This window comes from Kitasatospora sp. NPDC057940, assembly GCF_042887425.1.
In the GTDB taxonomy this organism is placed as follows: Bacteria; Actinomycetota; Actinomycetes; order Streptomycetales; family Streptomycetaceae; genus Kitasatospora.
In genome coordinates this window covers 16465-29824 of record NZ_JBHVPH010000012.1, presented here as the reverse complement: position 1 = coordinate 29824, position 13360 = coordinate 16465, and the positions used below count along the sequence as shown (strand labels likewise).

The following is a 13360-nucleotide window of genomic DNA, read 5'->3' as shown; positions in this document are numbered from 1 at the left end:
CCTCACCGCCCGAGGACCGCCGATGCACCGGATCGCCCGCCGTTCGTTCCTCGCCGGTCTCGGCGGGGCCGCGCTCGTGGCCTGCACGACCGGGCGGTCGGCGCCGCCGACCGCCGACGGCCTGGGCGCGTCCGCCTCGCCCACCCCGGTGCCGCCGGTCACGGTGAACGCGGCCACCGGGCCGGTGCTGGTGCCGGGCCAGCCGCTGCGGGTGGTCGTCCTCGACACGGACGTGCTGGACTCGGCGCTGACCCTCGGCATCACCCCGGTGGGCGCCGCGCTGCCGGCCGCCGACATCCGGTTCCCCGACTACTGGCCGGCCTCCCGGGTCGCCGGGATCCACCGGGTCGGCCTGGCCGGCGCCCCGGACCTGGTCGCGATCCGGGCGCTGCGGCCGGATCTGATCCTCTCCAACCAGGCGCGCGACGGCGACCGCTACGACCAGCTGCGGGAGATCGCGCCGACCGTGCTCACCCAGACCACCGGCGCGCCGTGGAAGGCCGACTTCCAGGTGCACGCCCAGGCGTTGAGCCGGGAGGCCGCGGCGGCGGCCTTCGTCTCCTCGTACCAGCGGCACGCCAACCAGGTGGTGCAGGCCCTGGCGGATGCGAAGGCCTCCGGCCAGAAGGTGAGCCTGGTGCGGTTCGTGGAGGGCGGCGGGATCCGGATGTTCGGGAAGCAGAGCTTCCCCGGGATCGTGCTGTCGGACGCCCAGGTGGGGCGGCCGGACGCGCAGAACGTCGACCAGTCCGACGTCGAGATCCCGCTGGACCAGATCGCGAAGGCGGACGGCGACCTGCTGCTGTACGCCACCTTCGGCGACCAGGGCCTGGCCGACACCAACGCCGTGCTGGAGAGCCCGGGTTGGCAGGCGCTGGGGGTGGTCAAGGCGCACCGGGCGTTCCCGGTGGACGACCAGCTGTGGTTCCAGGGGATCGGGTACACCGGCGCCAACTTCATGCTGGCCGAGCTGCAGCGCTTCCTGGGGGCGTGACCCGCCGCGCGGCGTCGGCGTAGCGGGCCGGGGAGGTGCCGACGGCGGCCGTGAAGTCGCGGGTGAGATGGGCCTGGTCGGCGTAGCCGAGTTCGGCCGCGAGCGCCGCCAGGTCCAACGCGCCGCCCGCGTCGGCGCGTTCGGCGGCCTCGTGGAGGCGGGCGCGGCGCAGCACCCACTTCGGGGAGGCGCCGACGTACTCGGCGAACAGCCGCTGGAGCCGGCGGACGGTGAGGCCCGACTCCCGCGCCAGGTCGTCGACCCGGCACAGGTCGGGGGTGCCGGTGATCCGCTCCACCATGGCGGCGACCTCCTGCGCGACCGGGTCGGGCGCGGGCAGCCGGGGCAGCAGGAAGGCGTCCACGAGGGCGGCCCAGTCCTGCGGCCCTTCGCCGAGGACGTCCTCGTTGAGCCGGTCCGCCTCCGGGCCGAAGTAGGCGGCCGCGGGCACCGACCGGTCCGCGAGCCCGGCCACCGGGTGCCCGGCGAACGAACGGAACGCGCCCGGCCGGAACTTCACGCCCAGCGCGTGCCCGGCGCCCTCCAGGCGGCGGACGAAGAGCGACCGGTCGACCCCGTAGACGCGGGCCCGCGGGGCCTCGAAGACCAGGTGCACGTTCGGGTGGGCGAGCACCTTCTGCTCGTACGGGGGCCGGCCGCGCAGGTCCCAGCGGACCAGCCAGTAGAACTCGACGAAGCGCGCCACGGCGGGGGCGGGCGCGAGCCGCTCCACCCTGATCGCCTCCGCCGCGCGGGCGGGGTGGAGCACGCCGCGTCCGAGGTCGGGAGAGTCCATACCCGCCAGGCTAGGCCTTGTCCGGTATGGACTCTCCGGGCCCGCGACGCCCGGGTTCCGGCGCCGGTGGGGGCAGCCGTGCCCTGCCATAAGCTGGCGCGGTGAGTAGCGAACCGGCCCCGCCCGAGGACACCGCCGTCGAGCTGATGCGCGCGATGACGCGGCTGCGGGCACGGTTGCGCACCGAGGCCCCGATCGACGACCTGCCGTGGAACTGGTCGCACCTGACCACCCTGCACCGCGTCGTGCAGCAGGGCCCGGCGACCGTGACCGAACTCGCCCAGGCCGAGCACGTGCGCCGCCAGTCCATGGCGGAGACCGTGGCCGCGCTGCGGGCCGGCGGCCTGGTCAGCGCCGCCAAGGACCCGAACGACGGGCGCAAGTCCCTCTTCAGCGCGACCCCGGCCGGAGCCGACCTGTGCGAGCGGATCCCGGCGGCACGGGAGGCGTGGCTGGCCGAGGTGATCGGCTCCACCCTCCGGGCCGGCGAGCGCAAGACGCTCGACCGGGCCGCCGAGATCATGAACCGCCTGGCGGACAGCTAGGGGCTCTCTTTCAGATCACGCCGGGCGAGTCGGCGGTCGCAGACGGTCAGGACGAGGAGGAGGGCGGAGATCGCGACCAGTACCCAGGCGATGGAGTGCAGGCCGGCGTCGCCCACCCGGTCGTGGAAGGCGGTGCCGGTGATCGCCGCCGAGGCGATGGAGCCGAGGTAGCCGAAGGTGCGCAGCAGCCCGGAGGCGGTGCCGACCGTCGCGGCGGGGGCCTCCTGGTAGAGGACGGTCTGGTTGGCGATCGCCCCGGCGCCGGAGGTCAGGCCGAACACCGCGCTGACGGCGACGACCGCCGCCATCGGGGTGCCGCCGCCGACGAACAGCACGGCCACCGCGCCGAGCAGCAGCAGCACCGCGCAGGCGATCAACGGCAGCCGCACGCCCGTCCGTCGTGCCACCACCCGGGCGGTCACGGCGCTCAGGACGCCCATCGGCATCAGCGCCAGGCCGGCCTGGTAGGCGGACAGCCCGCGGGCCGCCTCCAGCCACTGGGTGAGCCCGTAGAGGATCACGTACGTCCCCATCAGCGTCAGGCCGTTGCGCACGTAGGTGCGGGTCAGGGCCCCGTTGGAGGCGAGCAGCCGGACGTCGAGGAACGGGTGGGCGGCGCGCAGTTCCCAGCCGACCAGCACCGCGGCGAGGACGAGGGCGGCGGCGAGCGCGGGCCAGTCCGGGCGCGGCAGGGCGGAGAGGAAGACCATCAGGGCGGCCAGCGAGCCGCCGAAGCCCAGCATGCCAGTCAGGTCGAGGCGGGAGGCGAGGGCGCGGGGTGAACCGAGGCGCACCGGGTCGGGGTCCGGCGCGATCCCCACCAAGGCCAGGACCAGGGCGACGGCGGCGACCGGAATGTTGATCCAGAAGGCGGTCTGCCAGCCGAACCAGCCCACCAGCAGCCCGCCGAGGGCGGGGCCGACGGCGACGGTGGCGGCGCCGGTGATCGCCAGGCCGCCGAGCACCCCGCGCGGCGGGGTCCGGTACCCGGCCTGTTCGGCGCGGCGGCGGATCAGCAGCATCGCGGCCGGGTAGCCGGCCGAGGTGCCCGCGCCGATCAGCACCCGGGCCGCGATCAGGGCGGCCATCGAGTGGGCCAGCGTGCCGACGATCCCGGCCGCGAAGACGAGCACGATGCCGGCGACGAAGATCCGTCGGGGTCCGAACTCCTCGGCGAGCCGCCCGGCGGCGGGCTGGGCCAGTGCGCTGGTGAGGTACAGGCAGGAGATCAGGACGGCGGTGTCCCCGACGGGGAGGTGCAAGGCGGCCGCGATGGCCACCAGTGCGGTCGCGATGATCGAGCTGTTGACCGGGTTGAGCGAGGCCCCCAGGTACAGCGGGGCCACGAAGCGCGGGCCGAAGGGGTTGCCGGCGGGCGCCGGGGTCGTGGCCGCTGACGGTGGGGTGCGGGTGTCGCCGGGGAGCGGCATGCCGGGTTCCTTCCGCTTCCTCCGGGACCTCTGCGACGGGGCGGGCCTGCTGGGGAGATCCCGGCGGAGATAGGCAGGCTACCTGCTGAATATTAGCAGGCAGCCTGCCCATTTTGAAGCGTTCGCCGCAGTCGGGGCGGGCCGCCGCGAGCCCCGGCCCGACGCCCCTGGTCAGGGCGCCCACCGTCGCGTTTCTTCAAGACCCGGCGGCCCCGACCGGCGCAGGATCGGGGTATGAACGATCACCCGACCCCGGACACCCACCCGCTGCACCCCCTGCTGGCCCGCGCCGCCGCGGCCGCCGCCCGCGTCGCCGACGGCGTCCCGGCGGACCACCCGCTGGACGGCCCGACGCCCTGCACGGACTTCGACGCCCGCGCCCTCGTCAACCACTGGGTGCTCTACACCTCGCACGGCCTGGAGCACCGGGCCCGACGCACCGAACTGCCCGCGGCACTGGTCGACCACGACTTCACCGCCGACCCCGGCTGGCCCGCCGCCTACGCGGCCCAGCTGGACCGCGCCGTCGCGGCGTGGGCCGACCCGGCCGCCTGGGCAGGGGACGTCAACCTCGGCGGCTCCCCGGCACCGGCGGAGGGAGTCGCCCGGATGCTGATCGCGGAGCTCGTCCTGCACGGCTGGGACGTCGCCCGGGCGACCGGCGGTCCGGTCGAGATCGACGAGGAGCTCGCGCGGCTGGTGCTGGAGGTCGTCGAGGAGAACGCCGAGCTGTACCGCCAGTACGGCGGCTTCGCCGCCCCGGTGGGGGTGCCGGACGGCGCCCCGGCGCTGGACCGCGCGCTGGCCGCCTCCGGGCGCGATCCGCGCTGGAACGCGTGAGCGGCTGAGCGGGCCGGCCGGTCGGTCAGGCCCTCAGCCCGTCGCCCGCAGGGACGCGCGGAGCCGGGCGTGCAGCAGGCGCACGGCCGGCGAGTGCCGACCGGGCCGGGCGGCCAGGCCGAGGCAGGCCCGGACCGGCGCATCGGCGACGGGGACGCTCCGGAGGCCCTCGCCGGCGGCGGAGGAGGGGCTGAGGACGGCGACGCCGGCGCCACGTTGGGCGAGCCGGAACAGCGTGGCCGGGGAGCTGGCGTCGATGTCCACCCGCGGGTCGAGGCCGAGTTGCAGGCAGGAGTGCTCGTAGGCGGCGCGGATGCCGGTGCCCGGGGAGAGGCAGAGGATCTTCTCGGACGCGAGGTCGGCGAGCCGGACGGAGGGGCGGTCCAGCCGGTGGCCGACGGGGACGACGGCGGCGATCGGCTCGTCGACGACGACGGTGACGTCCAGACCGGGGCCGGCCTCCTTGGCGAAACCGATCAGCGCGAGGTCGAGGGCCCCGGAGAGGACCTGCGCCTGGAGCAGCTCGGAGTGGCCCTCGTGCAGGCTCAGTTCGATGCCGGGGTGGGTGCGACCGAGGTCGGCGACGACGTCGAGGAACGGCGGGATCGCGCACCCCATGATCATCCCGAGCCGGACGCGGCCGCGGACGGCGTCAGCGAACTCGGCGGCGGTGTGCTGGATGGCTTCGAGGGTGGCGAGGGCGTCCTTGGCCAGCGGCAGGACGGCCTCGCCGGCGGGGGTGAGGCGGACCCGGCGGCCGGAACGGTCGAGGAGCAGCTGGCCCAGCTCGCGTTCCAGCTTGCCGACCTGGGTGCTGATGCCGGACTGGCTCACGTGCAGGCGGGTCGCGGCGGCGGTGAAGGAGCCCTCGTCGACGACGGCCGCGAAGTAGCGCAGCTGGTGCATCTCCATAACCAGTGATGATAGCTGGGATCCGATCCATCTGTTGGACGGATGGCGGAGGGCTCGGAAGGATGGAGGCATGACGACGACGAAGACTGCGCGTGAGATTTCCGAGACCTACTTCGCGGCCTGGCAGGCGGGCGACTTCGAGACGCTGCGGGGGCTGCTGGCGGAGGACGTCGACTTCGTGGGCCCTCTGGCCACGGTGTCGGGGGCGGAGGACGCCCTGGCCGGGCTGAAGGGGCTCGGGCAGGTGCTGGAGAAGATCGAGGTGCACGCCCGGGTGGCCGAGGGGGACGACGTGGTCACCTGGTTCGACCTGCACACGAGCATCGCGCCGCCGGCGCCGACGGCGAACTGGAGCCACGTGGAGAACGGGCGGATCACCCGGATCCGGGTGGCCTTCGACCCGCGGGAGCTGCTGGCGGGCTTCGCCCGCTGAGCGGATTCCACACCACGCGGCCGGGCCGAGGAGCTCCGGGCCAAGCGGTCCGGCCCGCCGGGCCGGGTGATCCAGCCCGGCGGGCCGGATCGGGGCGGGCCCGGCTACCGACGCGCCGGCCGGCCGCGAACCGCCCAGGCCGCCGCGCCGAGGGCGAAGCCGTAGACCGCCACCAGGCCGTGCCCGTTGTCCTGGGCGAGCCACATGGCGAGGCCCAGCACCGGGACGCCGGCGGCCAGGGCGCGCTCCTTGGGCAGGCGGGTGCGGGTGAGGAAGGCGAGGGCCAGGGTGGCGCCGAGGAAGTAGGTGGCGCCGGAACTGCCGGCGAAGTTGCGGGGGTCGGTGCTGGGGCCGTCGCCGAAGCCGAGCAGGTCGTCGATCCGGCCGGGCAGCAGGATGCCCGCGAGGAAGAAGGCGAGGGTGAGCGGGCCGCCCCAGTACCACTGGGCGAGCGCGGCGACGGCGGCGAGGGTGGCGAGGTTCCACAGTCCGCCGCCGAGGCCGCCGTTCTGCATGAGGACCGAGGTGAACTCGCGCCACCAGCCGGACTTGGCGGGGTCGGCGTCGAGCGCGTCCATGGCGCCGGACCAGAGCAGCTGGAGCAGCACGCCGCCGACGGCGAGCGCGGTCAGGGCGACCGCCGCCCACGGGATCGGCCGCCCCCGCAGCGTGTCCCGGCCGACCACGCCGAGCCCGCAGTTGACCATCATGACCATCAGCGCGGCCGTGGTCACGTTGAACAGGATCGCCCCCATGACTGCCCCTCCCCCATCGCATTCCAACACCGTTCGAAAACCGGCAGGGCAAAGCTAACACAGTTTTCAAACGGCGTTGGAAAACGTTGTACGGTGGAGCCATGAAGCTCACCAAGGAGCGCATCGTCGATGCGGGCATGGCCGTCTTCGCGGAGGTCGGCTACCACAACCTGTCCATGCGCCAGGTCGCCGACCGCCTCGACGCCCACGCCGGCAGCCTCTACTACCACGTGCGCGGCAAGGAGGAGTTGCTCACCCTGATGGCCGACCGCGTCTGCCGACAGGCCTACGACACCGGCACCGCGGCCCTCGCCGCCCTGCCCCCCGACGCCACCTGGCGGGACCGGGTCGAGGCCCAGGCCGCCACCCTGCGCCGCAGCATCCGGCAACACCCCGGCGGCGCACTGCTCCTCGCCGAGAGCCCCGGTGTCCTCAGCTCCGGCGGCCTCTCCCTGATGGAACGCCTGCTGCGCACCCTCCTCGACGCCGGCCTGCCCACCGTCCACTGCGGCATCGCCGCCGACATCCTGCTCAGCCACGTCACCGGCTTCGTCCTCCAGGAACAGAACCAGCCGGCGGCCCCACCGCCCGTCAGCGCCGAGCTCTACGCCGACCTGTGCGCGCAGTTCCCGCTGATCATGGGCGAGTTGATCCCCCGGATCGGCCAGGACGAGAAGTTCACCCAGAGCATCCGACTGCTCTGCACCGGCTTCGCCGCCCTCGTCCCGGGCGTCAGCCCTGCTGCGGCGGACGACGGCGCAGGCTCAACAGCAGCAGCACCACCGCCGACAGCACCGCCGACAGGCGCAGCACGCCCGGGGCCGCCGACCAGCTGATCTGACTGAACTGCGCACCGGCCTGCACGCCCGCGCCGCCCTGGGCGCCCGGCTTGGCCTGCATGGCGTGCAGGGTGGCCGCGCTCATCGTGATCAGCGGAATCCCGAGGATGACGAACTTGCGCATCAGATCGGAGAGTTGGCGGGACAGGTAGCCGAGGGCCCAGCCGACCAGCATGGCCGGGAAGAAGCTCATGGCGGCGCCGCCGATCAGCAGCCCGCAGGAGAGCAGCACCAGCAGGGACGGCCGCCGGGCCCCGAGGCCCGCGCCTGCGCCCGCGCCCGCACTTGCGCCCGCACCGGCACCGGCATCGGCCTGGCCGGCGGGGGCGGGGGCGGCCGGCTGCGCCTTCGCCTTCCCCCCGGCGGCGGCCGCCCTCCACTTGGCCTTGCGCTGCTTCTTCCCCTTCGCCGAGGCCGCCGCAGCCGCCCCAGCCGCAGCCCCCGCCGGATCGGCGGCCTGCGCACCCGCCGCTCCCGCCCCGCCCCCGGCGCGCTGCTCGGGGATCGGCTTCGGCGGAGCCTGCGGCGCGTCCGAGAAGTTGAGCAGCACCAGATCCCAGCCGTTCGCGCCGGAGCTGTACACCTGGGGCGGCGGGATGGAGCCCGGATCGTCCTCGGGCCCGCCGAGAGGCTGCTTGTCCAGCTGTACGGGCGGCGCCCCGGCCCCCGGGGCGCGCGGCGTCCGGGGGGGGTCCAGCGGCACCGACGGGGTCCCGCCGCCCGGCGCCGCCGTGTCGTACACGCTGTCACCGTCGGAGGCACCGGACGGACCGGACGCACCGGAGGCGCCGGACGCACCCGAACCGCCCGAACCGCCCCTGTCGCCGGCAGCACCGGACCCGGCGGACCCGCCGGAGGCCCCCTCCCCGCCCCCCGAACGGCCGCTCCACGGCCCGCTCCTGCGCCACCACTCGCCGTCCGTCATCACCGACACCCCGCCTCGCGCCCGAACCCCGGCCCACCGAACCACCCTCGGCCGTGACGCTACCCACCCCGCCCCCGCGCGCGCGAGTCCTGAGGGCCGGTCCACCACGGGCCGCCGCACGGACACCCCGCCGTCCGCCCGCCCGACTAACCTAGGTCGAATGACCACACAGCAGGGCCCTCAACGCCAGGGCAGGTCCGCCGCCGGCCCCCGCACCCTCGCCGAGGAGTTGCGCGCCCGCCCCGACGACGCGATCGCCGCCCTGCTCCGCTCCCGCCCCGACCTGCTCAACCCCGTCCCCGGCGACCTCACCCAGCTGTCCGCCCGGCTCTCCTCCCGCGCCTCGGCGCTGCGCGCCCTGGAGCGCCTGGACCGCTTCACCCTGCAGGTCGCCGAGGTCCTGGCCACCGCTCCGGACGGCACCGGCCTGGCCACCGTCCGCACCCTGCTGACCGGCCCGGCCAAGGTCAAGCCGCACCCCGGCGCGACCCCGCTGACGCCCGCCGACCGGTCCGCCGTCGCCGCCGCCCTCCCCCGGGCGATCGCCACCCTGCGCAACCGGGCGTTGCTCTGGGGCCCGGACAACGGCCTGCGGCTGGTCCTCGCCGTCCGCGAGGCACTCGCCCCGACGGCCGCCAACCCCGGTCGCACCGGCCTCGGCCCGACCCTCTCCGACGCGACCGTCGGGATGTCCCCGGCCCGGCTGCAGCAGCTGCTCGCCTCCGCCGGGCAGCCCGCCACCCCGGACCCGGTCACCGCCGTCGACGCGCTCACCTCCCTGCTGAACGACCGCGCCCGCTGCGCGGCGCTGCTCGACACCGCCCCCGAGGCCGCGCTGCGGCTGCTGGAACGGCTGGTCTGGGGGCCGCCGACCGGTACCGTCCCGGACGCCACCCGCCCGGTCACCGCCGAGGACGCGCAGAGCCCCGTCGAGTGGCTGCTCGCCCGCGGGCTGCTGCTGCCCAGCGGGCCGGGCAGCGTCGTCCTGCCGCGCGAACTGGCCCTGCACCTGCGCGGCGGCCGCACCCACCGCGCCGTCGAGCCGGTCCAGCCCGAGCCCGCCCCGGCCGCCGCCCCGCGCGATCCACAGGCTGTGGACGGCGCGGCGGCCGGCCAGGCCCACACCGCCGTCAAGACCGTCGAGGAACTCCTCGACGCCTGGGGCCTCACCCCGCCGCCCACGCTGCGCGCCGGCGGCCTCGGCGTCCGCGACCTCAAGCGCACCGCGCAGGCCCTGGAGACCACCGAGCAGCAGGCCGCCTTCTGGCTCGAACTCGCCTACGCCGCCGGACTGCTGGCCCCCGACGGCGAGGCCGACGAACGCTGGGCCCCGACCCCGGCCTACGACGGCTGGCTCCAGCGGGACACCGCCGAACGCTGGTCCGTCCTCGCCGCCGCCTGGCTCGCCGCCACCCGCGTCCCCGCCCTCACCGGCACCCCGGACGGCAAGGGCAAGCCGCGCGCCGCCCTCGGGCCCGAGCTCGACCGCACCCTCGCCCCGTCCGTCCGCCGCGCCACCCTCGCGCTGCTCGCCGAGCTCCCGCCCGGCACCCCCGCCACCGCCGCCGAACTCCTGCCCACCCTGCGCTGGCAGCGCCCGCTGCGCGGCGGCCCGACCGGCCCGGACGGCCACGAGCTGCGCGACGACCTCGCCGCCTGGACCCTCGCCGAGGCCGAACTCCTCGGCGTCACCGGCCGCGGCGCCCTCGCCGCCCCCGCCCGCGCCCTGCTCACCGCCGAAGCCGACCCGGCCGAGGTGCTCGCCCCGCTGCTGCCGCAGCCGCTCGACCACGTGATCCTGCAACCGGACCTCACCGCGATCGCCCCCGGCCCGCTGCTCACCCCGCTCGCCCAGGCCCTCGCGCTGTGCGCCGACATCGAGTCCAAGGGCGGCGCCACCGTCTACCGCTTCACCCCGGTGTCCGTCCGCCGCGCCCTCGACGCCGGACGCACCGCCGCCGACCTGCGGGCCTTCCTGGAGCAGCACTCCCGGACGCCCGTCCCGCAGCCGCTCGCCTACCTGATCGACGACGTCGCCCGCCGGCACGGCATCCTGCGGGTCGGCGCCGCCTCCTCCTACCTGCGCTGCGACGACCCGTCCCTGCTGAACGAGGTCCTCGCCGACCGCCGCTCCGCCGACCTGCGGCTCCGGCTGCTCGCCCCCACCGTCCTCGCCGCCCAGGCCGCCCCGGACGTCCTGCTCGCCGCCCTGCGCACGATGGGCTACGCCCCGGCCGCCGAGTCCGCCGAGGGCGACGTCCTGATCACCCGCCAGGACAGCCACCGCACCCCGCCCCGCACCGCCCCCGCGCCCGTCCCGGACGGCCCGCCGACCCCGGACGACACCCTGCTCGCCGCCGCCATCAAGGCCATCCGGGCCGGCGACCGCGCCGCCACCGTCAACCGCCGGGACGCCACCCCCGACCCGCGCCAGCTGCCCCGCACCGCCGCCGCCGAGACCCTCGCGGCCCTGCAGACCGCCGTCCTGCTCGGCGAACGGATGTGGATCGGCTACCTCAACGCCGAGGGCATCGCCAGCCAGCGGATCATCGACCCGGTCAAGGTCGAAGGCGGCTTCGTCACCGCCTTCGACCACCACGCCGACGAGCTCCGCACCTTCGCCCTGCACCGCATCACCGGCGTCGCGGAGCTCGACGAGTAACCCCGGCGGCAGGGCCGGGCTCAGTGCCCCTGCGACTCCTTCATCTTCTCCTTGACGGCCTTGTCCGCCAGGCTGCCGATCTCCCCCTGTCCGACCGGCAGCGAGCCGCCGCCGACCTGGTCGGCGATCAGGAATCCGGGCGCTGCGAGCAGCCCGCCGGGCCCCTCCCCGATCCCCGCGAGGGCGTGCGCGGAGCCGGCGGACGAGGCGGTGGCCGCGAAGGCCGTGCCCATCAGGGCGAGAGCGGTGAGAACGCGCTTCGACTTCTTCATGACCGGCTCAACGAGCGATGCGCACCGTGGTCACCCGGCGCCGCCGCCCGGAGCGCGGGCGCGCTCACCCGTACGAACGGAAGGTGCCCGCTCCCGTTCGGAAGGAGCCCGACCACGTTCGCCGCGGAATGCGCGACACTGGAGGGTCTGCGTCAATCCAGCCTGTCAGCCAGTGGAGGGCTTCCCCGCGTGAACGACGGACCGCTCATCGTCCAGAGCGACAAAACTCTTCTCCTGGAGATCGATCACCCCAAGGCCGCCGAGTGCCGCCGCGTCATCGCGCCGTTCGCCGAGTTGGAGCGCGCCCCCGAGCACGTGCACACGTACCGGGTGACGCCGCTCGGGCTGTGGAACGCGCGGGCGGCCGGGCACGACGCCGAGCAGGTGGTCGACGCCCTGGTGACGTACTCGCGCTACCCGGTGCCGCACGCGCTGCTGGTGGACGTGGCGGACACCATGGGCCGCTACGGGCGGCTCCAGCTGCTCAAGCACCCGACGCACGGGCTGGTGCTCGCCACCACCGACCGGCCGGTGCTGGAGGAGGTGCTGCGCTCCAAGAAGATCGCCCCGCTGGTCGGCGCCCGGGTCGACCCGGACACGGTGGTGGTGCACCCCTCCGAGCGCGGCCAGATCAAGCAGGTGCTGCTCAAGCTCGGCTGGCCGGCCGAGGACTTCGCCGGGTACGTGGACGGCGAGGCGCACCCGATCGAGCTGGACGAGGACGGCTGGCGGCTGCGCCCGTACCAGGCGCAGGCCGTCGAGGGCTTCTGGCACGGCGGCTCGGGCGTCGTGGTGCTGCCCTGCGGCGCCGGCAAGACGCTGGTCGGCGCCGCCGCGATGGCGCACGCCAAGTCGACGACGCTGATCCTGGTCACCAACACCGTCTCGGCCCGCCAGTGGAAGCACGAGCTGGTCAAGCGCACCTCGCTCACCGAGGAGGAGATCGGCGAGTACAGCGGGACGCGCAAGGAGATCCGCCCGGTCACCATCGCCACCTACCAGGTGATGACCACCAAGCGGAAGGGCGCCTACGCGCACCTGGAGCTGTTCGACGCCCGCAACTGGGGCCTGGTGGTCTACGACGAGGTGCACCTGCTGCCGGCGCCGGTGTTCAAGTTCACCGCCGACCTCCAGGCCCGCCGCCGCCTGGGCCTGACCGCGACGCTGGTGCGCGAGGACGGCCGCGAGGGCGACGTGTTCAGCCTGATCGGGCCCAAGCGCTTCGACGCGCCGTGGAAGGAGATCGAGGCGCAGGGCTACATCGCGCCCGCCGACTGCTGCGAGGTGCGGGTCACCCTGACCGACTCGGAGCGCCTGGCCTACGCCACCGCCGAGCCCGAGGAGCGCTACCGCTTCTGCGCCACCACGGCGACCAAGCGGCGGGTGGTGGAGGCGCTGGTGAAGAAGCACGAGAAGGACCAGACGCTGGTCATCGGCCAGTACATCGACCAGCTGGACGAGCTCGGCGAGGTGCTGGACGCGCCCGTGATCAAGGGCGAGACCAGCAACGCCCAGCGCGAGAAGCTGTTCGAGGCGTTCCGCAACAAGGAGATCGGCGTCCTGGTGGTCTCCAAGGTCGCGAACTTCTCGATCGACCTGCCCGAGGCCACCGTGGCCATCCAGGTCTCCGGGACGTTCGGCTCCCGCCAGGAGGAGGCCCAGCGCCTGGGCCGCGTCCTGCGTCCGAAGGCGGACGGCCACTCGGCGCACTTCTACTCGGTGGTCGCCCGGGACACCGTGGACCAGGACTTCGCCGCCCACCGGCAGCGCTTCCTGGCCGAGCAGGGCTACGCGTACCGCATCATCGACGCGGACGACGTGCTGTAGGACGTGCGGCAGGCGCGCGGCGGTGCCCGGAACGGTGCCGCCGTCGCGCACGTCCTGCGGCCCGTACGGGGCCGGGACCTGCGGGCCCGGGAGCTGCTGGGCTGGAACCCCGGGGCCCACGGGTCTAGGA

General features: G+C 75.0%; 13 protein-coding genes. 7 read left to right on the top strand and 6 right to left on the bottom strand.

All coding sequences use genetic code 11. The features are described 5' to 3' along the window. Positions 1-22: 22 nt before the first annotated feature. Positions 23-994 (top strand): ABC transporter substrate-binding protein, encoded by a 972-nt coding sequence (locus ACFVTF_RS19560; protein WP_387814977.1) that lies wholly within the window; start codon positions 23-25, stop codon positions 992-994. On the opposite strand, the gene ACFVTF_RS19555 is transcribed toward ACFVTF_RS19560, so the two are convergent. Next, on the bottom strand, positions 957-1790 hold the full coding sequence (locus tag ACFVTF_RS19555) for a DUF6597 domain-containing transcriptional factor (RefSeq protein WP_387814975.1): 834 nt from the start codon (positions 1788-1790) through the stop codon (positions 957-959). The two genes, ACFVTF_RS19560 and ACFVTF_RS19555, sit on opposite strands and share 38 nt — an antisense overlap. A 101-nt stretch (positions 1791-1891) precedes the next feature. Between ACFVTF_RS19555 and ACFVTF_RS19550 the strand changes: the two genes are divergently transcribed. Next, on the top strand, positions 1892-2335 hold the full coding sequence (locus ACFVTF_RS19550; protein WP_371517520.1) for a MarR family winged helix-turn-helix transcriptional regulator: 444 nt from the start codon (positions 1892-1894) through the stop codon (positions 2333-2335). Here ACFVTF_RS19550 and ACFVTF_RS19545 read toward each other — a convergent pair. Continuing rightward, complete coding sequence (locus ACFVTF_RS19545; protein WP_387814973.1) at positions 2332-3765, bottom strand: MFS transporter; 1434 nt, start codon at positions 3763-3765, stop codon at positions 2332-2334. The two genes, ACFVTF_RS19550 and ACFVTF_RS19545, sit on opposite strands and share 4 nt — an antisense overlap. Positions 3766-3999: 234 nt before the next feature. On the opposite strand from ACFVTF_RS19545, the gene ACFVTF_RS19540 reads away from it, so the two are divergent. Continuing rightward, entirely contained in the window at positions 4000-4605 is a 606-nt protein-coding gene (locus tag ACFVTF_RS19540) for a TIGR03086 family metal-binding protein (RefSeq protein ID WP_387814972.1), read from the top strand. Positions 4606-4638: 33 nt separating this feature from the next. Here the strand turns inward: ACFVTF_RS19540 and ACFVTF_RS19535 are convergent, their stop codons facing one another. Further along, positions 4639-5517, bottom strand: a complete 879-nt coding sequence (locus ACFVTF_RS19535) for a LysR family transcriptional regulator (protein ID WP_387814970.1) — start codon at positions 5515-5517, stop codon at positions 4639-4641. Between the two features lie 70 nt (positions 5518-5587). On the opposite strand from ACFVTF_RS19535, the gene ACFVTF_RS19530 reads away from it, so the two are divergent. Continuing rightward, positions 5588-5950 (top strand): nuclear transport factor 2 family protein, encoded by a 363-nt coding sequence (locus tag ACFVTF_RS19530; RefSeq protein WP_387814968.1) that lies wholly within the window; start codon positions 5588-5590, stop codon positions 5948-5950. A 104-nt stretch (positions 5951-6054) separates the two neighbouring features. On the opposite strand, the gene ACFVTF_RS19525 is transcribed toward ACFVTF_RS19530, so the two are convergent. Next, positions 6055-6705 (bottom strand): hypothetical protein, encoded by a 651-nt coding sequence (locus ACFVTF_RS19525; protein WP_387814966.1) that lies wholly within the window; start codon positions 6703-6705, stop codon positions 6055-6057. A gap of 101 nt (positions 6706-6806) precedes the next feature. Between ACFVTF_RS19525 and ACFVTF_RS19520 the strand changes: the two genes are divergently transcribed. Beyond that, positions 6807-7541, top strand: coding sequence for a TetR/AcrR family transcriptional regulator (locus ACFVTF_RS19520; RefSeq protein ID WP_387814965.1), 735 nt, complete (start codon positions 6807-6809; stop codon positions 7539-7541). Here ACFVTF_RS19520 and ACFVTF_RS19515 read toward each other — a convergent pair. Next, positions 7438-8286, bottom strand: coding sequence for a hypothetical protein (locus ACFVTF_RS19515; protein ID WP_387814963.1), 849 nt, complete (start codon positions 8284-8286; stop codon positions 7438-7440). The genes ACFVTF_RS19520 and ACFVTF_RS19515 overlap by 104 nt on opposite strands. 343 nt (positions 8287-8629) lie before the next feature. Between ACFVTF_RS19515 and ACFVTF_RS19510 the strand changes: the two genes are divergently transcribed. Beyond that, positions 8630-11131, top strand: coding sequence for a helicase-associated domain-containing protein (locus ACFVTF_RS19510; RefSeq protein WP_387814961.1), 2502 nt, complete (start codon positions 8630-8632; stop codon positions 11129-11131). A gap of 20 nt (positions 11132-11151) precedes the next feature. On the opposite strand, the gene ACFVTF_RS19505 is transcribed toward ACFVTF_RS19510, so the two are convergent. Continuing rightward, positions 11152-11403 (bottom strand): hypothetical protein, encoded by a 252-nt coding sequence (locus tag ACFVTF_RS19505; RefSeq protein WP_280678786.1) that lies wholly within the window; start codon positions 11401-11403, stop codon positions 11152-11154. A 189-nt stretch (positions 11404-11592) separates the two neighbouring features. On the opposite strand from ACFVTF_RS19505, the gene ACFVTF_RS19500 reads away from it, so the two are divergent. Continuing rightward, positions 11593-13230: a DNA repair helicase XPB gene (locus tag ACFVTF_RS19500; protein WP_063348223.1), complete on the top strand. Its 1638-nt coding sequence runs from the start codon at positions 11593-11595 to the stop codon at positions 13228-13230. Positions 13231-13360 lie beyond the last annotated feature (130 nt).